Here is a 23538-nt window from a genome sequence, read left to right as displayed (position 1 = left end):
GGAAGCGGACCAGACTCGATTCAGTCGACGGCGCGGCCACGAAGGCTGCGCCGCTAAAGGGCCTTGGTGACCTTGCCCGCCTTGAGGCAGCGGGTGCAGACGTAGACGCGGTGGGGCGCCTTGTCGATCAGCACGCGAACCTTCTGGAGGTTCGGGTTGAAGCGCCGCTTGGTCGCGACCATCGAGTGAGAGCGGGAGTTGCCGAACGCCGGCCCCTTGCCGCAGGAGTGACAGACCTTTGCCATGACGGATGAGGAGCATAGCGGCTGCCGTGTTCGGCTCCCGGCCGCGCCGGGTAGGGCAACCCGGATCCGCATGGACCCGTCTCTGCCTGCCCGCTACCAGGAACCCCGTCGCATCGCCGCCGGCGGGATGGCCACCGTGTACGCCGCGCAGGACACGCTGCTGGATCGCCAGGTGGCCATCAAAGTCCTGCATACCCACGTGATCGGGGACGCCGACGCGCGCGAGCGCTTCGCGCGCGAGGCGCGGGCGGCCGCGCGCCTGTCGGACCATCCGCACGTGGTCACGATCTACGACATCGGCGAACAGGACGGCACCCCGTTCATCGTCATGGAGCTGATGACCGGCGGATCGGTGGCGGACCGCCTGAAGGCGCCGGAGCCGATCCCGGCGGCGACGGCGCTGCGCTGGCTGGAGGAGGCGGGATCGGCGCTCGATCACGCCCATCGGCGCGAGATCGTGCACCGCGACGTCAAGCCGGCCAACCTGCTGCTCGACCAGCGCGGCCGCCTGGCCGTGGCCGACTTCGGCATCGCGCGCATGGCCACCGACAGCGCGGGGCTGACCCAGACCGGGCTGGTGCTGGGCACGGCCGCGTACCTGTCACCGGAGCAGGCGCTGGGCCGCCCCGCGATCGCCGCCAGCGACCGATACGCGCTCGCGGTGGTCGCCTTCGAGCTGCTCACCGGCCAGCGGCCGTTTCGCGGCGACACGGTGGCCGCTCAGGCCCGCGCGCACGCCGAGACCGAGCCGCCGGCGGCGTCGGAGGTCAACCCGTCGCTGCCCCGAGCGGTCGACCGCGTGCTGCGTCGCGGCCTGGACAAGGACGCGGCGTTGCGCTGGGGCACGTCGGGGCGCTTCGTGGAGGCGCTGGAGGACGCGCTGCACGAGGCGCCGACGCGCGCGATCCCCCAGCCCGAGCGGGTCGAGCGGCCCCAGCGGCGCCACATCCCGACGAAGGTCCTGGCCGGCGCGGCCGCGCTGATCGCCGGTGCGGCGATCGCCGCCTTCGCGCTGAGCGGCGGCGACGACGAGGGCACGCCCGATCGGGTCGCGGCCGAGACGGGCACCAACCAGACCGCCGCCTCCAAGGCCGCCAAGAAGCCCAAGCCGAAGACCGTCACCCAGACCGAGACGCAGATCGTCACCGAGACCACGCCGCCGCCGACCACCACCACCGAGGCGACGCCGCCGCCCGAGACGACGCCGCCCGCGTCCGGCGATCCGGCCGACCTCCAGGCCCAGGGCCACGAGCTGCTGGTGGCCGGTGACGCGGCCGGCGCGATCCCCGTCCTGCAGCAGGCGGTGGCCAACTGCCCGATCTCCCAGACCGATCCGTGCGCCTACGCCTACTTCGACCTGGGCCACGCGCTGCGGCTGGCCGGGCGCTCGGCCGAGGCGATCCCGGTGCTGGAGACGCGCCTGCAGAACCCCAACCAGCGCGGCACGGTCGAGGCGGAGCTGCGCGCGGCGCAGCAGGAGGCCGGCTAGCGCTTGCTGGGGACGCGCTCGGGCTCGCGCACCGGGCGTCGGGCCGGGCGCGGGTAGCCGTCGGCCAGCCGCTCGCCCTCGCGCAGGCGCACGCCGGAGCGATCGGCGCCGGGCAGCGGGAGCGCCCCGCCGCCGCCGCGCGGATCGCCCTCGTTGGGCCCGATCGTCGGCGGTCCGCCGTCGTCGTCGCCCGGCCACCAGTCGCGCACGTTCTCGCCGCTGTCGCGCACGAGCATGTAGATCAGCGCCATCCCGCCCAGCACGTGGACGAACAGCGTCAGGCCGATGGCCACGAGCTGCCCGGTGGTGGTCGTCGAGAACGGAAGCACGAGCATCGGGATGGGCAGGCTATCGAGCCGCGGTCTGTTCCTTGACCGCGATCAGCGCGAGGATCGCGTCGGCGGCGTGGCGGCCGCTGTCGCGCTTGTCGCCGCCGGAGCGCGCGAGCGCCTGATCCATCGAATCGACGGTCAGCACCCCGAACGCGCAGGGGACTCCGGTGCGCAGCTGCACGTCCTGGATCCCGCGGGCGGACTCCTGGCAGACCCAGTCGTAGTGGTCGGTCTCGCCCCGGATCACGGCGCCCAGGCAGGCGACGCCCGCGTAGCGGCCGGTCTCAGCGGCGAGCTTCGCCGCCATCGGCAGCTCGAACGCGCCCGGCACGTCGTAGCGCTCGACCTCGGTGATCCCGCCCTCCGCGAAGGCCGCCCGCGCGCCGTTCTCCAGGCGCTGGGCCAGGTCCTCGTAGAAGCGGGCCACGCACAGCGCGACCCTCACGTGGCGCGGTCCCGCTCGTGCTCGGCGCGGAGCATGTCCTCGTCGACGTCGACACCCTGGTGGTGGAGGATGTGGCCCATGCGGTCGGCCTTCGTGCGCATGTAGTCCTCGTTGTAGGGATTGGGCAGGTGCTCGATCGGGATCTGCTCGCTGACCGACAGCCCGTAGCCCTCCAGCCCGAGGATCTTCTTCGGGTTGTTCGTGAGGATCTTGATCGAGGACAGCCCCAGGTCGTTGAGGATCTGGGCGCCGATGCCGTAGTCGCGCAGGTCGGCGGGGAGGCCGAGCTGCAGGTTGGCGTCGACGGTGTCCAGGCCCTGCTCCTGCAGCTTGTAGGCGCGCAGCTTGTTCAGCAGGCCGATGCCCCGGCCCTCCTGGGCCAGGTAGAGCAGGACGCCGGTGCCCTCGCGCTCGATCATCGACAGCGCGGACTCCAGCTGCTCGCCGCAGTCGCAGCGCAGCGAGTGGAACACGTCGCCGGTCAGGCACTCCGAGTGCACGCGCACGAGCACGTCGTCGCGCCCCTCGACATCGCCCTTGACCAGCGCGACGTGATGCTTGTCGTCGACCAGCGAGCGGTAGCCCACGGCCACGAAGTCGCCGAACGTCGTCGGCAGCACCGTGGAGACGACCCGCTCGACCAGCTTGTCATGCTTGCGCCGGTAGGCGATCAGATCGGCGACCGTGATCATCTTCAGCCCGTGGCGCTCGCAGTAGCCGACCAGGTCGTCCACGCGGGCCATCGTGCCGTCGTCGTTCATGATCTCGCAGATCACCCCGGCCGGGTTCAACCCGGCCAGCCGGGCCAGATCGACCGCCGCCTCGGTCTGCCCCGTGCGCTCCAGCACGCCGCCCGGCTTGGCCTTCAGCGGGAACACGTGTCCGGGCTGCACCAGATCGCGCGGCGCCGACTCGGGATCGATCGCCACCTGGATCGTGTGCGCGCGATCGGCGGCGGAGATGCCCGTCGTCACGCCCTCGCGGGCCTCGACGGACACGGTGAACGCGGTCTCGAACGCGGACTCGTTCTTGGCCGCCATCAGGTCGAGGCCCATCTCCTCACAGCGCTCCGGCGTCAGCGTCAGGCAGATCAGCCCGCGCCCCTCCTTGGCCATGAAGTTGATCGCGTCCGGCGTCGCGAACTGCGCCGCCATCGTCAGATCGCCCTCGTTCTCGCGATTCTCGTCGTCGCAGACGACGACCATCCGCCCCGAGCGGATGTCCTCGATCGCCTCGGCGACGGTCGCGAACGGCGTTGTGCGACTCATCATCGGGCCACCAGCTTCTCGACGTACTTGGCGAGCACGTCCACCTCCAGGTTCACGGGTCGCCCGACTGCGGCGGCCCCGAGCGTCGTCCGCTCGAGTGTCTCGGGAATCAGGGATACGGCGAAGGAGTCGTCGGAGACCGCGCTGACGGTCAGGGAGATGCCGTCGACGGCGATCGATCCCTTCTCGACGACGTAGCGCAGCAGGCCGGGGTCGGCGTCGAAGGTGACCACCCGGGAGAAGCCCTCCGGGCGCACCTCGCGGACGGTGGCCACGCCATCGACATGGCCCTGCATGATGTGGCCGCCCAGGCGCGCGTCGGCGCGCAGGGCCAGCTCGAGGTTGACCGTCGAACCGGTCTGCAGGCCGGCCAGCGACGAGCGGCGCAGCGTCTCGTTCATGACGTCGGCCCGAAACCGCTCGCCGTCCGGGCCGACCGCGGTCAGGCAGACGCCGTTGACGGCGATCGAGTCGCCCTCGGAGAGCTGACCGGCGAGCGTCGTGCGCACGGCCAGGCGGACGCCGTCGGGCGTCTCCTCCACCCGCGTCACCACACCGAGGTCCTCCACCAGGCCCGTGAACATCACCACTCCTTCAGGCGAGCCTTGACGAGGATGTCGCGGTCGATCCGCTCGCAGCTCATGGTCAGCGCCCGCGTGGCGTCGGCGATGCGCTCGACGCCCTCGCCCTCCAGCGGATCGCGCGCGGCGCGACCGCCGACCAGCAGCGGCGCCAGGAACAGGCGCACCTCGTCGATCTCGCCCGCGTCGAAGAAGGCGCCGGCCAGGTGCGGCCCGCCCTCCAGCAGCATCGAGGTGACGCCCAGGTCGCCGAGCTGCACGAGCGCCGAGCGCACGCGCGCGGGCTCGTTCTCGCCCGAGGCGACGACGATGTCGGCGCCCGCCGCCTCCAGGCCCTCGAGGTCGCGCCGGTCGGCGGCGCGGGAGACGACGACGGTCAGCGGAACCTGGGACGCGGCGACCACGAGCTTGCTGTCCAGCGGCAGCCGGGCCTGCGAGTCGAACACGATGCGCCGCGGCTGGCGCACGACCCCGTCGATGCGGGCGGTGAGCTGGGGGTCGTCGGCCAGGGCGGTGCCGACGCCGACGCCGACCGCGTCGACCGATGCGCGCCAGTGGTGGGCCAGCAGGCGGCTGGACTCGCCGGAGATCCACTTGGAGTCGCCGGTCGGGGTGGCCACCTTCCCGTCCAGCGTCATCGCCGACTTGAACAGGATCCACGGGCGCCCCGTGCGCGCGTGCTTGCGGAAGGCCTGGTTGGCCAGCCGCGCGCGGGCGGCCAGCTCGCCGTCGGCCACGACCACGTCGATGCCCTCGTCGCGCAGGATGCCCAGGCCCCGTCCGGCGGCCTTCTCGGACGGGTCGTCGGAGGCCACGACGACGCGCCGGATGCCGGCGTCGACGATCGCCTGGGTGCAGGGCGGCGTCTTGCCGTGGTGGGCGCAGGGCTCCAGCGAGACGTAGATCGTGCCGCCGCGCGCGGCCTCGCCGGCGGCGGCGATCGCCTCCACCTCGGCGTGCGGACCGCCGTAGCGCAGGTGCGCGCCCTCCCCGACGACTGTCCCGTCCCGAACAACGACGGCTCCGACGTTCGGGTTCGGTGTGGCCCGTCCCGGATACTCCTCGGCCAGATCGATGGCTCGCGAGAGGTGGAGCAGGTCGGTGTCGGTTGTCGACGGCATGCCGGATCCTGGAGGATACGCCCCCTCAAGCTCAGGCCCCTCTCGACCGATGTTGCTCGGAACCCTTGTCCGTCCCCACGAAACCAAGGCCAAGTTCTGTGAAGCCACCCTCACCCCGCGGGAGCGCCCTGTTGGGCGCCGCCCTGTCCACCGTCGCGCTTGGCCTCGTCGTTCCGGCCATCGCGGATGCCGCCGGCACCCGCACGACGTTCCTGCTGTCGCGGTCGGCCACCGGCGGATATCCGGACGGCCCGTCGCGCAACCCCGCGATCTCGCACGATCAGCGGATCGCGCGCCTGATGGCCTACGAGTCCGACGCGACGAACATCCTGCCCGGTGACACCAACGGGCAGACCGACGTGTACGTCGTGCAGCGCGCCCAGCCGTGGGGCGTCAACGGCACCGAGTGGATCATCGGGCCGACCGTCCTGGCCTCCGTCGGCGCCGCCGGCGAGCCCGCCAACGGCCCGTCGTCGCTGCCCTCGCTGGACGGCGATGCCAACCACGACCCGCACTGCGTGGCCTTCATCTCGTCGGCCTCCAACCTGGTGGCCAACGACACCAACGGCCAGCCGGACGCGTTCGTGCGCGACCTGCGCACCAACACGACGACCCGCGTGTCGGTCGGCTCCAACGGGGAGCAGGCCAACGGCCCGACCACCGAGGTCTCGATCGACGGCGCGTGCGAGCGCGTCGCCTTCACCTCGCAGGCCACCAACCTGGCGCTGACCAAGACGGCGCGGGCCAACTGGCAGACCGCCCGCACCGCGCAGGGCAACGGCCTCAAGCAGGTCTACGTGCACATCATCAGCGGCTCGGGCGCCGACGCCGGCTTCTCCGGCCTGACGTTCCTGGCCTCCTCGAGCAAGTCGGGCGCGGCGGCCAACGCGGACGCCAGCGAGCCCGCCTTCGCGCGGGCCGGCAAGGCGGTCGTGTTCAGCTCGCGGGCCTCGAACCTGACGCGCGGCGACGGCAACGGCCAGAGCGACGTGTTCGAGCGCACCTTCGCGCGCTCGTTCAAGCGCAGCGGGAACGGCAACGGCGTCCAGACGCTGGGCTTCAACACCGTGCTGGTGTCGACCTCGACGAACGGGCGCACGTCGGGCAACGGCTCGTCGTCGAACCCGGACGTCTCCGACGACGGCAACTTCGTCGCCTTCCAGACGACCGCGTCGAACATCCTCCCCGGCGACTCCAACGGCGCGCAGGACATCGTCGAGATGGACCTGTCGGGCGATCTGGCCCGCCGGATCCCGCCGACCTGCGCCAAGGCCGGCAAGCGCGTCGTCTGCGCGGCGTCGAAGTCGAAGGCCACCGCGCTGGCCAACGCCGAGTCGTCCAACCCCTCGATCACGGGGGCCGGCGAGTTCGTGCTGTACGACTCGATCGCGACGAACCTGAAGGAGTCGTCGAGCATCAAGGACGACAGCAACGGCGTCCGCGACATGTTCCTGTGGAACCGCCCGACCGGCAACGTGTCGCTGGAGTCGCGCTCGAGCCCGCCCCCCGGGCAGGTCAAGGGCAACTACCTGAACGTCGCCTCGGAGCGCCCCGCGACCTCGTCGCGCGGCAACTACGTGGGCTTCGTCTCCCAGGGCGCGGACATCGATCTGGTCCTCGGCAACCCGGGTCTCCCGGCGCCGTTCGACCTGGTCTACGTCCGCTACCTCGGCGTCCAGTAGGTCTCAGCCAGTCGGGGTGCTGGTCTGCTGTGGGCGACATCTCGCCCACACCGACCAGCGCCCCTGCTTGGCCACCTTGTGGAAGCTGCCGAGCTTGACGTTCGACCACCACTTGGCCGAGGCCGAGCCGCCCGTGCCGATCGACCGGCGCGCGGCCGACGGCTCGAACTGGAACGTCTTGCCGATCAGCAGCAGCCCGTACTTCGGCGGGTTGTTCTGCTGGATGGACGCCTGCAGCGCCCGCTTGGGCAGCCCCGTCTCGTAGCGCACGACCGGGATCGCCGAGTGCGTCGGCGTCGTGATCGGCCAGCAGTTGCGGTTCTGCATCAGCGGCACCACCGCGGGGTCGTCGAGGACCGCGAACAGGTCGCGGTGCTGCTCGCCGACGAACGTGGCCTGGTGCATGATCGTCTTGCGGTCCTTGTTCAGCTGGGGCAGCTGGCGGACGATCGCCGCCACCGAGATGACCGCGACGACGATCGCGGCGATCTTCAACCAGCGCTCGCGGGCCACCGTCCACCCCGCGACCGACACCGCGACGCACAGCGTCAGCAGCAGCGACGGGATCGTCAGGTAGCGCGGGATCGCCGACAGGCCCGCGGCCACGATCAGCAGGAAGGTCAGCAGCCCGAGCAGGCCCAGCGCCAGCGGCACGAGCGCGCGCTTGCGCAGCAGCGCCAGCGCGAGCAGGAACCCGAGGCCGCCGACGCCGAAGTTGATGATCTTGTCGGTCGCGCCCAGGTGGTCGGGGATCAGGCCGATCGCCTCGAAGACCGTGCGGTTGCGCCCGAACTGACCGGCCACGTCGCGCGTCTCGGTCAGCGAGTACAGCGGCGCGTGCTCGACCAGCGTGTCCGCGGCCAGCCACAGCACCGGTGCGGAGGCGACCAGCAGGGCCAGGCGGAAGAGCTGCGGCCGCGTGCTCACCGGGATCAGGTAGAGCCAGTAGACGCCGCTGATCAGCCAGGCCTCGGGGCGCAGCAGGCCGGCGAGGGCGAGCAGCACGAGCACCGGCCAGCCCGATCTGGGTCGGCGCAGCTCGTAGGCGGCGGCGCCGAAGACGAGCACGTAGAAGGGCAGGTCGGCCATCGCGCGCAGCGCCAGCAGCTCGACGTCGGTGCGCAGCAGCACGGCGGCGACGGCGATCAGCGCGATCAGCGAGCCGAACAGGCGCTGCGTGAAGCGGAAGATGATCACCAGCAGGCCGACGAACAGCAGCAGCGAGGCGAGCACGAGCAGGCGGTCGCCGTCGGTGCCGAACGGCGCGGCCAGCCACCCCACGAACGTGGCCAGCGGGTGCGGGGTCGGCGGGCGGAACGTGTGGTAGTCGGGCAGCCGGCCGTCGAAGACCTGCTGGCCCCACACGAGCGTGTAGTAGGTGTCGTAGTTGGGATAGGTCGGCCGGGTGACGAAGACGACCAGCGCGCCGACCACGCCGACGCAGACCAGCGCCCAGCCCCACGCGGCGTTCCAGTGGCGCTCGAACCGCTCGGCGATCGTCATGGGCAGTCCGCGAGGTGGTGGATCTCGACGACCGGGCCCGGGCGCTCGAAGGCGGAGGGCCGGTAGTTGAACGAGTCGTCGTAGGAGAAGCGCACGGGGCCCTGGCCCTGGCGATACGGGCTGAAGGTCACGGTTTGGTCCGTCGCGGCGTCGAGCGCCTGGTAGTAGCGGTAGGCGTTGCCCAGGCCGGCCGACAGCCCACGGTCCTTCTGGTGGCTGCCCACGACGACCCAGCAGTAGCCCTGGGTGCGGTACTGGTCGACCAGCTGGGGCGTGAGGTTCTTCTCGTAGGCCTGGTAGGGCCGTGGCACCGGCCACTTCTCGAAGCGCTTGGGGACCCAGTTGGCCGGCACGAAGGGCTCGACCACGATCTTCGAGCCGGCCGGGATGTTCTGGGTCATCCAGCCGCGGGCCAGCGTGCGCGTGTCGGCGCGGCCGAACACCCGGTCGATGTGCACGGACGCGGCCAGGCCCTGACCGCAGAGCAGCACGGCGAACAGGCCGGTGAGGATCGCCGGTCGCCAGCGCAGCCGGTCGATCAGGGCCACCGCGCCGATCGCGGCCAGGATGCACAGCGACGGGTAGATCGGCATCAGCCAGCGGCCGAAGTGGCGCGTCTGGGTCGACATGTACAGCCAGAAGAGGATCGGGAAGACGACCAGCAGCAGCGCGAGCTTCCAGTCGCGCCGGATCAGCACGACGCCGCCGCCGATCGCCGCGATCAGCGGGACCCACCCCAGGCCCCAGGTCATCGAGCCGAGGTAGTACCACCAGCCGGGCAGCTCGTCCTGGCCCAGCTTCGTGGTGCCCGCCTGGCTGGACTGGCCGGAGACCTGGCTGCGCAGCTCGCCCGGGTGCAGCACGCCGAAGGGGTTGAGGATCGCGAAGGCGGCGAAGAAGCAGGCGCCGGCGATGACCAGGCCGATGAGCGCGCTGCGCAGCTGCGTGCGGTCGTCGTAGACGCGCAGGGCGGCGGCGATCAGCAGCATGACCAGCAGCGCGCCGGCGGTGTACTTGACGGCGCAGGCGACGCCGATGGCCGCGCCCGCCCAGACCCAGTCCGCGGTGCGCCCGCGGCGGTAGACGAACAGGCAACCGACCAGCCCGACGACCACCGGGGCCATCGTGACCGCGTCGTTGAGCGCGTGCTTGGAGTAGAAGACCGGCAGGAAGGCCACGGCCATCACCGCGGCGCCGAGGATCGCCGCCGTCCGCCGGCGCGTGAACTCCCACGCCGCCCAGTAGACGAGCCCGATCACGCCGGTCCCGATCAGCGCGACGACGATCCGCGCGAGCTCGAAGCGGTCGCCCGCGCCCAGGCCGACCTTGTACAGGACGAACAGCAGGTACGTCAGCGCCGGCGGGTTCTCGAAGTAGCCGGGGTTCAGCGACCCGCCGAGCATCTCGACCGCCTTGGGGACGAAGTGCTCGGCCTCGTCACTGTTGTAGACGTAGGGCAGGTCGTGGTCGATGTTCCACAGCCGCAGCAGGAGGCCCAGCGCGAGGATGCCGGCCAGGGCCAGCCAGGTGGTGCGATGGCGCGTGATCACTGCAGGGCGGGGGTGCCGGCGCCGACCTCGGACGTGCCGTACTGCTGGACGCAGTCGCGCAGGCGGTAGATGTTGATCTCGGGCCCCGGGCGCTGGTAGGCCGGCGAGTAGTAGTTGTAGGACAGGTCGAAGTTGAACGGCTGCGGGGTCGCGCCCACGCGCAGCGGGCTCACGTGGAAGACGCGCTTGGACTCGGCGCGCAGGCGGTCGTAGTATGCGTTGGCCCGCGCATCCCGGGCCTGCGTGGAGCGGCCGGCGATCAGGCTCATCGTCATGACCAGGCAGAAGCCGTTGCGGCGGTAGGTGTCGATCACCGCGGGCGACAGCGTGCGCCCGTACTCGATGCGCGTCTCCTTGATGTCCCGCGCGAACGCGCGCACGAACTGCTTGCGGTGCGGGATCCGCTCGCCGTTGGAGCGCCGCAGCTGCCAGTACCAGCGCGCGGGCACGGCCGGCTCGATGATCACCCGCAGCGACGGCTTCTCGTTGTCGACCAGCCAGGCCCGCGCGGCGTCGCGCGTGTCGGTGTGGCCGAGCACGGCCATCGAGCGCGTGCCGGCCGCGAAGCCCTGCCAGACCAGCAGGACCGTGGCCACGGCCAGCGTGACCGGCACCAGCCGGGCGGGCAGGCGCCGCAGGGCCGCGACGCCCTGGATGACCGCGTAGCCACCCAGCAGGGCGAGCGCCGGGTAGCAGGGCAGCAGCCAGCGGCCGAAGTAGCGCTCCTGGGTGGCCAGGTACAGGAACAGGACGATCGGGAAGATGGCCAGGATCGCGGCGCGGGCGCGGTCGCGCCGCCACAGCAGCACGAAGCCGGCGACCGCGGCGATCAGCGCCAGCCAGCCCAGGCCCCAGAGCAGGCTGTTGCCGTAGTAGACGAAGCCGTTGTCGTACTCCTGGCCGTACTTGGCGATGCCGCCGGCCAGATCGGCCTGGGCCCGGAGCTGACGCTCCGCGGTGGAGAAGTCCAGGAAGAAGAACGGGGTGGTGATGAAGAAGGCGATCAGCGTGGCGGCGACCATCGCCCCCAGCGAGATCAGCCGGTTGCGCACGACCGCCTTGGACAGCGGCCAGGCCAGCGCCAGCAGCGGCGCGAGCAGCACCAGCCCGGCGGTGTACTTGAAGCCGACCGCCACGCCCACCGCGAGGCCGGCGCCGGCGGCCCAGCGCCAGGTCTGGCGCTCCTGCAGCCGGATCGCGCACCACAGCGCCAGCACGACCGGCAGCAGCGTGCCGGTGTCGGTCACCGCGATGCGCGAGTACGCGATGGCCAGGAACGAGAAGCACAGGATCGCCGCGCCGATCAGCCCGGTGCGCCGGTCGAACAGCGAGCGTCCGACGGCGTACACCCCGGCCACGCCGGCCATGCACAGCAGCGCGGCGACCGACCGGCCGATCTCGTAGATGCGCGTGGGGTTCTCGCCGTAGGCGTCGATGACGTTGCGGAAGTCCCCGAAGATCCAGCCGTGGCCGAAGTACAGCCGCAGCGCCACCTCGACCAGGTAGGTGAAGGCCGACGGGTTCTGGAAGTAGCCCGGATTCTGGTCCCCGGCCAGCATCTCCACCGCGCGGTTGGTGAAATGCGACCCCTCGTCGGCGTAGTAGACGTACGGCAGCCCGTAGTCGTTGTTGTGGAGCCGGAGGAACAGCCCGACCGCGAGCATCAGGGCCAAGAGGGCGAGGGCGGGCCCTTCCTGGCGCAGGCGTTGGCGGCGAGTCATGGCCACGGCACGGTACCGTCCAGGGCCGCCGATGAAGCTCATCATCCAGATCCCCTGCTTCAACGAAGAGGAGCAACTCCCCGCCACGCTGGCCGATCTGCCGCGTGATGTCGAGGGCTTCGACCGGGTCGAATGGCTGATCATCGACGACGGCTCGACGGACCGCACGATCGAGGTCGCCCGCGCCGCCGGCGTCGACCACATCGTGCGCCTGACGAACAACAAGGGCCTGGCCGCCGGCTTCCAGGCGGGCCTGGACGCGTGCCTGAAGCTGGGCGCCGACGTGATCGTCAACACCGACGCCGACAACCAGTACTCGGCGCTGGACATCCCCAAGCTCGTCGGCCCGGTGCTGGCCGGGCACGCCGACATGGTCGTCGGCGACCGCCAGGTCGAGACGATCGAGCACTTCTCGCCGCTGAAGGTCTCGCTGCAGCGCCTGGGCTCGTGGGTCGTGCGCCAGGCCTCGGGCACCGACGTGCCCGACACGACGTCCGGCTTTCGGGCCTACAACCGCGAGGCCGCCCTGCAGATGGCCGTCGTCTCGCGTTACACGTACACGCTGGAGACGATCATCCAGGCGGGCAAGCTGCTGGTCGCCACCGATCACGTCCCGATCCGCACGAACCCCAAGACGCGCGAGTCGCGGCTGTTCCCGTCGATGTGGTCCTACGTGCGCCGCAACGCGCTGGCCATCTTCCGCATCTACAGCCAGTACGAGCCGCTGCGCATCTTCTGGTCGATGGCCGCGCTGATCGGCGTGCTGGCCGTGATCGTGTGGGCGCGCTACCTGTACTTCTACATCGACGGCGACGGCGCGGGCCACGTGCAGTCGCTGATCCTCGGCGCCGTGCTGTTCAACGCGGCGCTGCTGCTCGGCGCGCTCGGGGTGCTGGGCGACCTGATGGCCGCCAACCGGCTCATGCAGCAGCGCGTGTTCGAGCGCGTGCGCCGGATCGAACTGCAGCTGGAGATCCCGCCCTCGCACTACGAGCCGGGCAACAAGGAGACCGCGAACGTATGACGCCGTCCGTCACCGTCGACGCCGAGGGCACCGTCACCGGCAACACGTACGACAAGTACGGGTCGACCAACCCGGTGGTCAAGCGGCTGATGGCCGGCTTCGAGCGCACGCTCGAGGAGCTCTTCGCGCAGGCCAAGCCGCAGACGCTGCTGGACGTGGGCTGCGGCGAGGGCGTCCTCGTGCAGGAGTGGGCCAAGCAGATCCCCGGCCGCGTCGTCGGGATCGACCTCGAGGATCCGCACCTGCAGGCCGAGTGGGCCAAGCGCCAGGTGCCCAACCTCGAGTACAAGATCATGAAGGCCGAGAACCTGCCGTTCGCCGACAACGAGTTCGAGGTGGCCACGGCGATCGAGGTGCTCGAGCACGTGCCCGACGCGCCGCACACGGTGGCCGAGATGGCGCGCTGCGCCTCCAAGTATCTGCTGGTGAGCGTCCCGCGCGAGCCGCTGTGGCGTGGCCTGAACATGGCGCGTGGCGCCTACTGGAAGGACCTCGGCAACACGCCGGGCCATCTCAACCACTGGTCGAAGCGCTCCTTCGTCCAGCTGTTGAGCCAGCACGGAACGGTGGTCGAGGCGCGGTCGCCCTTCCCCTGGACCATGCTGCTTGTCCGGCTCTAGCTACGGACGTGGCGCGCGGATCCTGAGCATCGGGATCGCCGCCACCGGGGTCTTCACCTTCGCCTACTTCGCCGTCGCCTCGCACGTCGTCGGCGAGGTCGAGGCCAAGAGCCTGGACGTGCTGTGGTCGGTGATGTTCGTCGTCATCTCGGTCATCTACCGGCCGATCGAGCAGCTCCTGTCGCGCACGCTGGCCCGCAACCGGGCGCTGGGCATCCACCGCCACGCGCTGCGCACGCCGATGCTGCTGCAGGCGACGTTCGCCGCGCTCTTCCTGGTCATCGCGCTGGCCCTGCGCGGGCCCATCCAGGACGACCTGTTCGACGGCTCGGCCACGCTGTACTGGGTCTTCACGCTGGGCACGCTGTTCTACGCGGCGTCGTACTTCGCCCGCGGCTGGCTGGCCGGACATCAGCAGTTCGGGCTCTACGGCGGGCTCGTGCTGATGGAGTCGATCTCCCGGTTCCTGTTCCCGCTGGCGGTCGCGGTGGGGATCGCGTCGGGCGAGGACGTCGTCGCGCTGGGCATCGCCGCCGCGCCCGCCCTCTCGCTGTTCGTCGTCCCGCTGGCCTTCTCCCGCCGAGATCCCGCCTTGGACCTGGATGCCGAAGAGGTCGCCGAGGGCATCACCGCGGCCGAGTCGACGAGCTTCGCGCTGGCGGTCGCCGGGATCATGCTGGCCGAGCAGACGCTGCTCAACGCTGCGGTCCTGACCACCGAGATCACGGCGTCCGATGCGGCGCTGGCCGGCATCGTGTTCAACGTCTTCCTGATCACGCGGGCGCCGCTGCAGCTGTTCCAGGCCGTGCAGACGTCGCTGCTGCCGCACCTGACCGGGCTGGAGGCGACCGAGGGACACGAGGCGTTCGCGCGGGCGATCCGCCTGACCATCCTGGTCATCGGCGGCTTCGCCGGCGCGGTGGCCATCGGGCTGCTGGCCATCGGGCCCTGGGTGATGTCCCACGTGTTCGGCCAGGACTACGACTACGGCCGCGTCGGGCTGGCGCTGCTCGGCATCGGCATGGGCTTCCACCTGATGGCGGGAACGCTGAACCAGGCCAAGCTGGCTCGAGGGCAGGCCGGTCGCGCGGTCATCTGCTGGGCTGCGGTGGCCGTGCTCTTCGTCGTGTGGACGCTGCTGCCGATCGTGGACAGCGAGCTGCTGCGCGCCGAGATCGGCTACGCAGCAGCCACCGCCCTGCTCGCCGGTCTACTCGTACGCCAGTGAGTCCAGCACGTTGAGCCGGGCGGCCCGGCGCGCCGGGGCGATCGCCGCCACCACGCCGGCCAGGCCACCGAGGATCAGCAGGATCACCAGCTGGAGGATCGGGATCGACAGCACGAGCCCGTCGTCCTTGAGCGCCTCGGTCACGGCGATGCCGAATATCAGCCCCATGACGATGCCGATGACCGCGCCGATCAGCGAGGTGATCACGGCCTCGAAGCGGATCATCCGCTTGACCTGCGTGCGCGAGGTGCCGATCGCCCGCAGCATCCCCAGCTCGCGGGTGCGCTCGTAGATCGAGAGCACGAGCGTGTTGACGATGCCGAACAGCGAGACGATCACCGACAGCGACAGCAGCACGTAGAACAGGATCACGACCTGGTTGATCTGGCCGGCCTGCTGGTCCTTGAACTCCTGGATGGTCAGCGCCTCGGCGATCGGGAACGTCTTCTCCAGCGCGGCGTCGATCGTCGCCTTGACCTGCTTCTCGTCGTTGGGATCCACGCCGGCGAACACCAGCGCGTCGTTGCGCTCGCCGAAGGCCGACCGGGCCAGCTCGTCGCTGACGGTGACCGGGGCGAACAGGTTGGAGTTGTCGTCGGTGATGCCCTTGACGGTCACGTCGACGCGCTTGCCCGTGGGCGTCAGCATGTCCAGCTGGGCGCCGACCTTGAGGTCGTTGGTGTCGGCGAAGTCCTTGGTCAGGACCGCGCCGCTGGAGCCCAGATCCCGGAACACGGCGTCGTCGCCCTGGTCCCACTGCGTCTGGAAGACGGTGGGCAGGTTCTTCGACACCCCGGTCACCCCGGTCTTGCCCGCGATCCCCTGGATCCGGCTGGTCGAGAAGATCACCGGCGCCGTCGTCTTCACCCCGGGGATCTCCCCGACGCCCTGGCCGACCGCGGGCGGCAGCGGTGAGCCCGAGCCCGTGTTCTGGATGATCAGCGTGCCGGGCCGGGCCGCCGTGTCCACGGCGTCGGAGATCGTCGCCTTCAGGCCCTGGGCGAAGATCGACACGAACGCGACGAGCGTCACGCCGATCATCAGCGCCGCCGCCGTCACCGCGGTCCGTCCGGGCAGACGCACCGCGTTCTCGCGGGCCAGCTGCCCGACGACGCCCGGGAAGGCGCGGCCGATCGTGCCGGCCAGCGGCGGCACCAGCTTGGGGCTGAGCAGGGCCACGCCGATGAAGACGAGCCCGGCGCCCAGGCCGACGAGCGCGACCCCCGCGCCGCCGAACAGGCCGGCGGCCAGCGCCACGAACCCGAGGATGGTCAGCACGGCGCCGCCGGGCGTGATGAAGCGCGCGCCCTTGGACTTGGGCAGGATCGCCCCCTCGCGCAGGGCGGCCACCGGCGGGACGCGCGTGGCCCGGATCGCCGGAGCCAGGCCGCTGAGCACCGTGACCAGCGTGCCGACGACCAGCGAGACCACGATCGTGCGGGTCTCGACGACCGTTCCCTCGGACGGCAGATCGGCGCCGACGGCCTTGAACAGCGCCCGCAGGCCCGGCGCGAGCACGAGGCCGAGCAGCAGCCCCAGGATCGAGCCGAGCAGACCGACGATCAGGCCCTCGAACAGCACCGACCGCATCACCTGGCCGCGCGAGGCGCCCAGCGTGCGCAGCAGCGCGAACTCGCGGATGCGCTGCGCCACCGTGATCGAGAAGGTGTTGAAGATGATGAACGCGCCGACGAACAGCGCGATCCCGCCGAACACGAGCAGCGCGGTGGTCAGGAAGCTGAGCGCCTGGTGGATGTCGTCGGCGTTCTGGTCGGCCTGCTGCTGACCGGTGCGCACGTTGACGGCCACGGGCGCCTGCACCTGGCGCAGCTGGTCGCGCAGCTGCGTCTCGGACACGCCGGGCTTGGCCGCGACGAGGATCTCGTCGTAGGAGTCGGGGGTGCCCGCCAGCTTCTGGGCCTGCTCCAGCGACGTGACGACGAGCACGAACCCGCCGACGCTGGAGACCCCGCCGAACTTGGCCAGGCCGACGACCTTCAGCGGCTCCTTGGGCCCGTCGCCGGCGATGTCGACCGTGTCGCCGAGCTTGATGCCCGCGTCCTCGGCGGTCGACTGCAGCAGCGCGACCTCGCCGGTGTTCTCCGGAGCGTGGCCCTGGGTGTAGGTGAGCGCGTCGAACGGCTTGGGCGTGGCGGACTGCACCGAGGTGGGCGCGCCACCGGCCCGGCCGACGCGCTCGCCGTCGGCCTTGAACAGCGCGACGTCCGACGTCTCCACGGCGCCGGCCGCCGCCTCCACGCCGGGCTGCTTCTGGATGTCGGCCAGGAACGCGGCCGGGATCGTGTTGGACGTCTGGCTGGCGTCGGCGTCGACGGCGTCGCGCGGGGTGATCGAGACGTCGGTCCCCTTGGCCGCCGTCTGGAAGATGTTGTCGAACGACTTGTTGATCGTGTCGGTGAGGATGTAGGTGCCCGAGATCAGGGCCACCCCCAGCGCGACGGCGATCAGCGTCAGCGCGACGCGCATCTTGCGCGCGCCGAAGCTGCGCAGCGAGAGCTTGAGCATCAGGCCACGCCCGCCGCGGCCTGGACGCGCCGGTCCTCGACGATCAGGCCATCGGTCAGCGTCACGATGCGGTCGGCCACGTCGGCGGCCTCCTGGTCGTGGGTGACCATGATCACCGTCTGGCCGAGCTCGTTGACCGACGTGCGCAGCAGGTGCAGCACCTCGGCCGAGGCCTTGGAGTCGAGGTTGCCGGTCGGCTCGTCGGCGAACACCACCGACGGGCGCGAGACGAGCGCGCGGGCCACGGCGACCCGCTGCTGCTGGCCGCCGGAGAGCTGCGAGGGGCGGTGGGTCAGGCGGTCCTTCAGACCGACCGTCTCGACCAGCTGCTCGTACCAGGCCTGGTCGGGCTTGCGTCCGGCGATCGACAGGGGCAGGAGGATGTTCTCCTCCGCGGTCAGGACCGGCAGCAGGTTGAACGACTGGAAGATGAAGCCGATCTTGTCGCGGCGCAGGTTGGTCAGCTGCTTGTCATCGAGCTTGGCGATCTCGACGCCGTCGACGACGACCGAGCCGCTGCTCGGGCGGTCCAGGCCGGCCAGGCAGTGCATCAGCGTCGACTTGCCCGAGCCCGAGGGGCCCATGATGGCGGCGTACTGGCCGGCGGCGAAGCCCACGGTGACGCCGGCCAGCGCGTTCACGGCGGCCTCGCCTTCGCCGTAGCGACGCACGAGGTCGGTTGCGGAGACGATGTCGGCGGAAGTCATGGGGCCAGCTTCGCCGCTCGGAGCCGAGGCTCCAATACGGCTAACCGCACTCTTACGCCCGCAGGTACGTCAGCACGGCCAGCACGCGCCGGTGGTCCTCGGCCGCGGGCGTCAGCCCGAGCTTGCCGAAGATCGAGGTCACGTGCTTCTCGACCGCGCGCTCGGTGACCACCAGCTGCCCGGCGATCGCCCCGTTGGAGCGCCCCTCGGCCATCAGCGCCAGCACCTCGCGCTCGCGGGCGGTGATGTCGGCCAGCGGGTCGTCGCGGCGGCGGCGGCCCAGCAGCGTGGAGACGACCTCGGGGTCCAGCGCGGACCCGCCGTCGGCCACGCGCCGCACCGCCTCGGTGAAGCGGTCGATGTCCGCCACGCGGTCCTTGAGCAGGTAGCCGACGCCTTCGGCGCTGGCCGTCAGCAGCTCCAGCGCCGAGCCCGGCTCGATCACCTGGCTGAGCACCAGCACGGCGGTCTCCGGGAAGCGCTCGCGGATCTCCGCCGCCGCGCGCAGCCCCTCGTCGGTGTGGGTCGGCGGCATGCGCACGTCCACCACGGCCACGTCAGGCCGGTGCGCGCCGACCTTGCGCAGCAGGTCCTCGGCGTCGCCGGCCTGGCCGACCACGTCGAAGCCGTCCTCGGCCAGCAGGCGCACGAGGCCCTCGCGCAGCAGGACGGAGTCGTCGGCTACGACGACGCGCACGGGATGTAGGCGCGCACGATCGTGCCGCCCCCGATCGGGGATTCGATGCGCAGCTGGCCGTCGAGCGCGGCGACGCGATCGGCCAGGCCGCGCAGGCCGCTGCCGCGCGAGGCGTCCGCGCCGCCGATGCCGTCGTCGCGCACCTCGACCACCGCGTGCTCGTTGAGCCGCCGCACGCGCACGCTGGCCTGGTTGGCGTGGGCGTACTTGGCCACGTTGGCCAGCGCCTCGGAGACGACGAAGTAGGCCACCGCCTCGACCTGCCCGGGCAGCGCGTCGTGCCGTCCCGGCATCGCGTCGACCTCGACGGGCACGGGCGAGCGCTCGGCCAACGCGATCACCGCGGGACCCAGGCCCTGGTCGGTGAGGATCGCCGGATGGATGCCGCGGGCCAGCTCGCGCAGCTCGTCCAGGGCCTGGCGCAGCTCGTCGCGGGCGCTGTCCAGCAGCGTCGCGGCGGTCGCGGGGTCGTCCTCCAATTTGGCACGGGCGAGGTTCACTTGCAGGGAGAGTGCCACCAGCCGCTGCTGAGCGCCATCGTGAAGGTCGCGTTCGAGGCGCCGGCGCTCGGCCATGCCGAAGGCGATGATGTTCGCGCGCGACTCCTGCAGCTCGCTGACGCGGGCGCGCAGCTCGGCCTCCAGGCGCTCGTTGTCCAGCGCCAGCGCGGCCGCGTCGGCCACCGCGGTGAGCAGCTCGGGATCGTCCGACAGCGCGGGACGGTGCACGAGCGCGCCGATCACCTCGCCGTCGCGGCGGATGGCCGTCACCTCGCGCCCGTCGGAGAGCTCGATCCGCTGGCCCTGGGCGTCGACCCACTCGTCGCGCTCGCGGCGCTTGAACACGACGACCACGCTGGGATCCCCGAGCGCCTCGGCGATCGCGTCGCGCACCGACTGGCGCTCCTGGGCGGCGTTCAACCCGCCCATCAGCGAGCCCATCATCTGCCCGCGCGACCAGCCCAGGCCGAGCAGGCCGGCCAGGTACGCGTACGGGATGGCCAGCAGGAACAGCAGCGCGAAGCCGCCGAACGTGTTCTCCAGCGCGTCGGAGTTGGCGACGTTGTCGGCCAGCAACGACAGGGCGAGCGTGGCCAGCAGCAGCGCGCCGGTCCACAGCACGGGCGCCATCGCCCGCCGCTGCGGCCGCGGCGACGCCCGCCAGCGGCGCACGAGCAGCACGCTGGCCACCAGGACCAACACCACGCCCAGCAGGGTGACCACGGCGAGGATCGCGTCCGACAGCCCGTGCTGGTCGGAGATCATCAGCAGGTTGGGCGGCGCGTCCGGCTCGTCGGGCAGGTTGGCGTCGAACACCTGGTAGAGGAGCACCCCGACCGTCACGTCGAAGTAGGCGAGCGCGACGCACCGGCGCTCCAGCGTCGTGCGCAGGCGCCCCGACGGATAGGCCAGCAGCAGGTGCACGAGCAGCGCGTAGGGCAGCGCCGCGGCCAGGCTGGCGACGGTGAAGATCAGCGCGACGTCGGTGTTGGCCGCGATGACGATCATCCACGAGAACCCGACGGCGACCATCAGCTTCCCGATGCGGTTGTGCGGTCGCGAGGCCCACGCGTACAGGCCGGTGCCCAGGAAGGACCAGCCGATCAGCAGCGCCGCGGCGATCATGCCGCCGGGCTCGTCGCCGTAGGCGTGGGTGGCCAGGAGGACCGCGACGCCGACGCCGAGCGCGACCCCGGCGATGCCGACGAGCCACAGCAGCCGCCGGGTGCTCATCCCAGCAGCGCGGCCAGTGAGTCGCCGGAGAGGTCGGCCTTGGGGATGAAGCCCCGCGCGCCGCTGTTGGTGACCAGCGAGCCGAAGTCGGACGGATCGCGGCTGGAGATGAGGATCACCGCGGGCGGCACCGTGCCGCCGTTGCGCGCCGTCAGGCGGCTGGCCACCTGGAAGCCGTCCATGTCGGGCAGGTTGACGTCGAGCAGCACGAGGTCGGGGCGCAGCCGGTTGGCCTGCGCGATCGCCTCGTGGCCGTCCTTGGCCTCCCCCACCACGTCGTAGCCCTCCACCTCGAGCAGCAGCCGGGCGGTCGCCCGGAAGCTCGGATGATCATCGACGATGAGGACGGTGACGGCCATGGTCTGTTTGCATGATCGTCAATCTGAACCGCGGTCCGGGTACGGCTACCACTACATCGCGGCGGCGGCGATCTCGTGGAACGCCTGGACCGGATCGGGCGCGTGGAAGATCGCGCTGCCCGCCACGAAGATCTCGGCGCCCGCCTGGGCGCAGCCGCCGACCGTCCGGGCGTCGACGCCGCCGTCGACCTCGATCCGCGCGCGGTCGCCGACCAGCGCCTTGAGCCGGGCGATCTTCTGAAACGAACCGGGCAGGAACTTCTGGCCGCCCCACCCCGGGTTCACGGTCATGCACAGGATCACGTCGACGTCGTCGATCAGCTCGGTGACCGCTTCGACGGGCGTGCCCGGGTTGATCACCACACCGGGCGAACGGCCGGCGTCGCGGATCTGCTTGATGGCGTAGGCGATGTGCGGCGTGGACTCGACCTGGCAGAGGATGCGGTCGGCGCCCGCGTCGACGAACGCGTCCACGTGGCGCTCGGGCCGGTCGACCATCAGGTGCACGTCGAGGATCGCGCCGGCCGCGTGCACCGCCGGCGTGATCGCCTTGGCCACGTCGGCGCCGATCGTGATCGGCGGGACGAACTGGCCGTCCATGACGTCGAAGTGGATCGTGTCGGCGCCCGCGTCGAGCACCAGCTGCACGTCGTCGCCCAGGCGGGCGAAGTTCGCCGACAGGATCGAGGGCGCGACGCTCATATCGGCAGCAGCATGCTGTCACCGCAGGCGTTGCACTGGGTGGTGGCGGTCGAGGACATGCGCACGATCGTCGAGTGCTCGCCGCAGTTGGGGCACACCGACCGCAGCTCGTAGCGGTGCAGGCAGTACACGCAGCGATAGCGGCCCGCGAGGTTCGTCGGGCGCAGCCACGGCTCGTGACAGTTGGGGCACTCAGGACCGAGTTCCATGCGGCTCACAGCCTACGCATGGCGCAGATGAAGAATCCGTCCGTGCCGTCCCGGTGCGGATACGTCGTGCGGGTCGACTCGATCTCCAGGTCCGTGCGCCGGCCCACCTGCATCTCGTTCTCCAGCGCGCTGATCGTGCAGGTCGAGTAGACGACGCGTCCGCCGCGCTTCACCGCGGCGGCCGCGACGTCGAGGATCGCGCGCTGCTCGGCCACGACGGCCTGGATCTGGGCCGGATCGGTGCGCCAGCGCAGGTCGGGCCGGCTGCGCAGCGTGCCCAGCCCGCTGCACGGCGGATCGACGAGCACGCGGTCGAAGACCCCGTCGACCGGCTGGCTGGCGTCGGCCTTGACCACCTCGACGATCGAGGCGTGCAGCTGGGCCGCGGTGTCGCGCAGCTGCTCGGCCCGGGCGGCGTTGCGCTCGACCGCGACGATCGCGCCCTGGTTGCCCATCAGCGCGGCCATGTGCGTGGTCTTGCCGCCCGGCGCGGCGCACAGGTCGAGGATCCGCTCACCCGGCTGCGGATCGACCGCGTGGGCCACGAGCTGGGACGCGCGCGACTGCGGCAGCAGCGCGCCGGCGGCGAACAGCGGCGAGCCGTGCGCGTCGAAGGCCCGGTCGGCCACGACCGCCTCGACCGGCTCGGGCCCCAGGTGCGCGGGCACGGGCAGCGCGGCCAGCAGCTCGGGCGCGGTCAGCACCAGCGTGTTGGCCCGCAGCGCGTGCTCGGCCGGGCGGTTGGACGCGGCCAGCAGCGCCCGCGCGTCCTGCGCCCCGAGCTGCTGGAACCACATCCCGGCCAGCCAGCGGGGCACCGAGTGCGCGATCGCCGCCGCGTCGGGCGTGTCGTCGGGCAGCGCGGCGACCAGCCCGCGGGCCTCCTTGGCGCCGCGCCGCAGGACGGCGTTGACCAGCCCGGTGGCCCTCGGCGCGTCGGCCTTGACCAGCTCGACGGACTCGTCGACCGCGGCATGCGCGGCCACCCCGTCCAGATAGGCGAGCTGGTAGAGCCCCAGGCGGATCGCCGCGATCACCGGCGCATCGAGCTCCTCGGCGGGGCGGCGGGCGAACTGCGTGGCCAGGTGGTCGAGCGTGAGCTTGCGCTGCACCGTCCCGTAGGCCAGCTGCGTGGCGAACGCCCGCTCGCGCGGGTCCAGGCCCTCGGTCACGCGCCGCAGCGCCCGGTCGGCGTAGGCGCCCTGCTCGAACACGCGCCGCACGACCGCATAGGCGGCCTGTCGCGCCGGGCTAGCCACTGCGGGCCTCGCGCAGGATCTGGTCGACCCCACGGATGACCAGGAGGCTGGCCAGCCGGGTCGGTCGCATGTTCAGGAGCTCCGCGGCCCGGGCCAACGCCTTGTAGTGGTCGGCCTTGAGCCGGAAGTTCACCTGACGCTGGCGATGGTCCGGCGGCTCGAGGTGCGGCGTGGGCAGGCCCGGCGGATTCGCGACCGCGTCTGCGGGGACCCGGACCCGCCCGTCGCTGTAGTTGAGCCGGGCTTCCCCAAGGGCCACTCCGAGCCGACCGACTGCCTCGAGCGAACCCGTGAAGCCCGCATGGACCATGCCGTACGTGCTCGGGTGGAACCGCTCCATGACCGTGAGCCAGTGTTCCTCGGGCACGCCGTTGATGTCCACGACCGGGTTGTTGCCCAACCAGCCGCGGATGGGCGGACGCTCGGGATCGAAATCGGATTGATCTGTCAAAACGAGATTCCGCTAGCGGCGGCTAGCACTGGTGCTAGCCGTCGCTAGCGCTTTTCGATTTTGAGACGTCATGCGGAATTCATCGT

At 71.3% G+C, this 23538-nt stretch carries 23 protein-coding genes; 5 read left to right on the top strand and 18 right to left on the bottom strand.

The genetic code is table 11. The features are described 5' to 3' along the window. Positions 1-53 precede the first annotated feature (53 nt). Complete coding sequence (gene rpmB, locus ACZ5UI_RS04040; protein WP_464194474.1) at positions 54-245, bottom strand: 50S ribosomal protein L28; 192 nt, start codon at positions 243-245, stop codon at positions 54-56. A gap of 70 nt (positions 246-315) precedes the next feature. Here rpmB and ACZ5UI_RS04035 point away from each other — a divergent pair, with 70 nt between their 5' ends. Next, on the top strand, positions 316-1734 hold the full coding sequence (locus ACZ5UI_RS04035) for a serine/threonine-protein kinase (protein WP_464194472.1): 1419 nt from the start codon (positions 316-318) through the stop codon (positions 1732-1734). On the opposite strand, the gene ACZ5UI_RS04030 is transcribed toward ACZ5UI_RS04035, so the two are convergent. From ACZ5UI_RS04030 to ribD, 5 genes are read right to left on the bottom strand one after another with little or no spacing between them, the layout of a single operon-like run. Next, the gene (locus ACZ5UI_RS04030; protein WP_464194470.1) at positions 1731-2069 is read right to left on the bottom strand and encodes a hypothetical protein; all 339 of its coding nucleotides are present in this window, start codon (positions 2067-2069) and stop codon (positions 1731-1733) included. The genes ACZ5UI_RS04035 and ACZ5UI_RS04030 overlap by 4 nt on opposite strands. A 13-nt stretch (positions 2070-2082) precedes the next feature. Beyond that, positions 2083-2511 carry a 6,7-dimethyl-8-ribityllumazine synthase gene (gene ribH / locus ACZ5UI_RS04025; protein WP_464194468.1) on the bottom strand — a complete coding sequence of 143 codons (429 nt, stop codon included), beginning with the start codon at positions 2509-2511 and terminating at the stop codon, positions 2083-2085. Continuing rightward, positions 2508-3782: a bifunctional 3,4-dihydroxy-2-butanone-4-phosphate synthase/GTP cyclohydrolase II gene (locus ACZ5UI_RS04020; protein WP_464194465.1), complete on the bottom strand. Its 1275-nt coding sequence runs from the start codon at positions 3780-3782 to the stop codon at positions 2508-2510. The genes ribH and ACZ5UI_RS04020 overlap by 4 nt, the downstream gene beginning before the upstream one ends. Then, positions 3779-4363, bottom strand: a complete 585-nt coding sequence (locus tag ACZ5UI_RS04015; protein WP_464194463.1) for a riboflavin synthase — start codon at positions 4361-4363, stop codon at positions 3779-3781. Before ACZ5UI_RS04015 ends, ACZ5UI_RS04020 begins: the two co-directional genes overlap by 4 nt. Next, positions 4363-5481, bottom strand: a complete 1119-nt coding sequence (gene ribD, locus ACZ5UI_RS04010) for a bifunctional diaminohydroxyphosphoribosylaminopyrimidine deaminase/5-amino-6-(5-phosphoribosylamino)uracil reductase RibD (RefSeq protein ID WP_464194461.1) — start codon at positions 5479-5481, stop codon at positions 4363-4365. The genes ACZ5UI_RS04015 and ribD overlap by 1 nt, the downstream gene beginning before the upstream one ends. Positions 5482-5612: 131 nt before the next feature. Here ribD and ACZ5UI_RS04005 point away from each other — a divergent pair, with 131 nt between their 5' ends. Further along, positions 5613-7163 (top strand): TolB-like translocation protein, encoded by a 1551-nt coding sequence (locus tag ACZ5UI_RS04005; RefSeq protein ID WP_464194459.1) that lies wholly within the window; start codon positions 5613-5615, stop codon positions 7161-7163. Positions 7164-7166: 3 nt separating this feature from the next. On the opposite strand, the gene ACZ5UI_RS04000 is transcribed toward ACZ5UI_RS04005, so the two are convergent. The 3 genes from ACZ5UI_RS04000 to ACZ5UI_RS03990 are packed head-to-tail and all read right to left on the bottom strand — an operon-like array spanning position 7167 to position 11937. Then, positions 7167-8666 carry a hypothetical protein gene (locus ACZ5UI_RS04000; protein ID WP_464194457.1) on the bottom strand — a complete coding sequence of 500 codons (1500 nt, stop codon included), beginning with the start codon at positions 8664-8666 and terminating at the stop codon, positions 7167-7169. Beyond that, the gene (locus ACZ5UI_RS03995; protein WP_464194455.1) at positions 8663-10216 is read right to left on the bottom strand and encodes an ArnT family glycosyltransferase; all 1554 of its coding nucleotides are present in this window, start codon (positions 10214-10216) and stop codon (positions 8663-8665) included. Before ACZ5UI_RS03995 ends, ACZ5UI_RS04000 begins: the two co-directional genes overlap by 4 nt. Then, positions 10213-11937, bottom strand: a complete 1725-nt coding sequence (locus ACZ5UI_RS03990; protein WP_464194453.1) for a glycosyltransferase family 39 protein — start codon at positions 11935-11937, stop codon at positions 10213-10215. The genes ACZ5UI_RS03995 and ACZ5UI_RS03990 overlap by 4 nt, the downstream gene beginning before the upstream one ends. 31 nt (positions 11938-11968) lie before the next feature. Between ACZ5UI_RS03990 and ACZ5UI_RS03985 the strand changes: the two genes are divergently transcribed. From ACZ5UI_RS03985 to ACZ5UI_RS03975, 3 genes are read left to right on the top strand one after another with little or no spacing between them, the layout of a single operon-like run. Beyond that, on the top strand, positions 11969-12961 hold the full coding sequence (locus ACZ5UI_RS03985) for a glycosyltransferase family 2 protein (protein ID WP_464194451.1): 993 nt from the start codon (positions 11969-11971) through the stop codon (positions 12959-12961). Beyond that, positions 12958-13581 (top strand): class I SAM-dependent methyltransferase, encoded by a 624-nt coding sequence (locus ACZ5UI_RS03980; RefSeq protein WP_464194449.1) that lies wholly within the window; start codon positions 12958-12960, stop codon positions 13579-13581. The genes ACZ5UI_RS03985 and ACZ5UI_RS03980 overlap by 4 nt, the downstream gene beginning before the upstream one ends. Continuing rightward, positions 13568-14809, top strand: coding sequence for a lipopolysaccharide biosynthesis protein (locus tag ACZ5UI_RS03975; RefSeq protein WP_464194447.1), 1242 nt, complete (start codon positions 13568-13570; stop codon positions 14807-14809). The genes ACZ5UI_RS03980 and ACZ5UI_RS03975 overlap by 14 nt, the downstream gene beginning before the upstream one ends. Here ACZ5UI_RS03975 and ACZ5UI_RS03970 read toward each other — a convergent pair. From ACZ5UI_RS03970 to ACZ5UI_RS03930, 9 genes are read right to left on the bottom strand one after another with little or no spacing between them, the layout of a single operon-like run. Next, positions 14792-17335: an ABC transporter permease gene (locus tag ACZ5UI_RS03970; RefSeq protein ID WP_464194445.1), complete on the bottom strand. Its 2544-nt coding sequence runs from the start codon at positions 17333-17335 to the stop codon at positions 14792-14794. The genes ACZ5UI_RS03975 and ACZ5UI_RS03970 overlap by 18 nt on opposite strands. Then, positions 17335-18042: an ABC transporter ATP-binding protein gene (locus ACZ5UI_RS03965; protein ID WP_464194442.1), complete on the bottom strand. Its 708-nt coding sequence runs from the start codon at positions 18040-18042 to the stop codon at positions 17335-17337. Before ACZ5UI_RS03965 ends, ACZ5UI_RS03970 begins: the two co-directional genes overlap by 1 nt. A 52-nt stretch (positions 18043-18094) precedes the next feature. Then, positions 18095-18739 (bottom strand): response regulator transcription factor, encoded by a 645-nt coding sequence (locus ACZ5UI_RS03960; protein ID WP_464194440.1) that lies wholly within the window; start codon positions 18737-18739, stop codon positions 18095-18097. Then, a complete protein-coding gene (locus ACZ5UI_RS03955) occupies positions 18724-20472 on the bottom strand; it encodes a sensor histidine kinase (RefSeq protein ID WP_464194438.1) in 1749 nt (582 codons plus the stop codon). Before ACZ5UI_RS03955 ends, ACZ5UI_RS03960 begins: the two co-directional genes overlap by 16 nt. Next, positions 20469-20831, bottom strand: coding sequence for a response regulator (locus ACZ5UI_RS03950; RefSeq protein WP_464194436.1), 363 nt, complete (start codon positions 20829-20831; stop codon positions 20469-20471). The genes ACZ5UI_RS03955 and ACZ5UI_RS03950 overlap by 4 nt, the downstream gene beginning before the upstream one ends. Before the next feature lie 51 nt (positions 20832-20882). Further along, positions 20883-21533 (bottom strand): ribulose-phosphate 3-epimerase, encoded by a 651-nt coding sequence (gene rpe, locus ACZ5UI_RS03945; protein ID WP_464194434.1) that lies wholly within the window; start codon positions 21531-21533, stop codon positions 20883-20885. After that, positions 21530-21742 carry a YfgJ family double zinc ribbon protein gene (locus ACZ5UI_RS03940; RefSeq protein ID WP_464194432.1) on the bottom strand — a complete coding sequence of 71 codons (213 nt, stop codon included), beginning with the start codon at positions 21740-21742 and terminating at the stop codon, positions 21530-21532. Before ACZ5UI_RS03940 ends, rpe begins: the two co-directional genes overlap by 4 nt. Positions 21743-21747: 5 nt before the next feature. After that, positions 21748-23001, bottom strand: coding sequence for a 16S rRNA (cytosine(967)-C(5))-methyltransferase RsmB (gene rsmB / locus ACZ5UI_RS03935; RefSeq protein ID WP_464194430.1), 1254 nt, complete (start codon positions 22999-23001; stop codon positions 21748-21750). After that, complete coding sequence (locus tag ACZ5UI_RS03930; protein WP_464194428.1) at positions 22994-23452, bottom strand: hypothetical protein; 459 nt, start codon at positions 23450-23452, stop codon at positions 22994-22996. The genes rsmB and ACZ5UI_RS03930 overlap by 8 nt, the downstream gene beginning before the upstream one ends. Between the last annotated feature and the right edge of the window lie 86 nt (positions 23453-23538).

It is taken from the genome of Conexibacter sp. JCM 18997 (genome assembly GCF_055391915.1).
This window is presented reverse-complemented; position numbering and strand designations above follow the sequence as displayed.

Excerpts from the sequence above, each read along its gene's own strand:
- rpmB (WP_464194474.1), bottom strand. The coding sequence starts at position 245 with ATGGCAAAGGTCTGTCACTCCTGCGGCAAGGGGCCGGCGTTCGGCAAC.
- ACZ5UI_RS04035 (WP_464194472.1), top strand. The coding sequence starts at position 316 with ATGGACCCGTCTCTGCCTGCCCGCTACCAGGAACCCCGTCGCATCGCC.
- ACZ5UI_RS04030 (WP_464194470.1), bottom strand. The coding sequence starts at position 2,069 with ATGCTCGTGCTTCCGTTCTCGACGACCACCACCGGGCAGCTCGTGGCC.
- ACZ5UI_RS04020 (WP_464194465.1), bottom strand. The coding sequence starts at position 3,782 with ATGATGAGTCGCACAACGCCGTTCGCGACCGTCGCCGAGGCGATCGAG.
- ACZ5UI_RS04015 (WP_464194463.1), bottom strand. The coding sequence starts at position 4,363 with ATGTTCACGGGCCTGGTGGAGGACCTCGGTGTGGTGACGCGGGTGGAG.
- ribD (WP_464194461.1), bottom strand. The coding sequence starts at position 5,481 with ATGCCGTCGACAACCGACACCGACCTGCTCCACCTCTCGCGAGCCATC.
- ACZ5UI_RS04000 (WP_464194457.1), bottom strand. The coding sequence starts at position 8,666 with ATGACGATCGCCGAGCGGTTCGAGCGCCACTGGAACGCCGCGTGGGGC.
- ACZ5UI_RS03990 (WP_464194453.1), bottom strand. The coding sequence starts at position 11,937 with ATGACTCGCCGCCAACGCCTGCGCCAGGAAGGGCCCGCCCTCGCCCTC.
- ACZ5UI_RS03985 (WP_464194451.1), top strand. The coding sequence starts at position 11,969 with ATGAAGCTCATCATCCAGATCCCCTGCTTCAACGAAGAGGAGCAACTC.
- ACZ5UI_RS03980 (WP_464194449.1), top strand. The coding sequence starts at position 12,958 with ATGACGCCGTCCGTCACCGTCGACGCCGAGGGCACCGTCACCGGCAAC.
- ACZ5UI_RS03970 (WP_464194445.1), bottom strand. The coding sequence starts at position 17,335 with ATGCTCAAGCTCTCGCTGCGCAGCTTCGGCGCGCGCAAGATGCGCGTC.
- ACZ5UI_RS03965 (WP_464194442.1), bottom strand. The coding sequence starts at position 18,042 with ATGACTTCCGCCGACATCGTCTCCGCAACCGACCTCGTGCGTCGCTAC.
- ACZ5UI_RS03955 (WP_464194438.1), bottom strand. The coding sequence starts at position 20,472 with ATGAGCACCCGGCGGCTGCTGTGGCTCGTCGGCATCGCCGGGGTCGCG.
- ACZ5UI_RS03950 (WP_464194436.1), bottom strand. The coding sequence starts at position 20,831 with ATGGCCGTCACCGTCCTCATCGTCGATGATCATCCGAGCTTCCGGGCG.
- rpe (WP_464194434.1), bottom strand. The coding sequence starts at position 21,533 with ATGAGCGTCGCGCCCTCGATCCTGTCGGCGAACTTCGCCCGCCTGGGC.
- ACZ5UI_RS03940 (WP_464194432.1), bottom strand. The coding sequence starts at position 21,742 with ATGGAACTCGGTCCTGAGTGCCCCAACTGTCACGAGCCGTGGCTGCGC.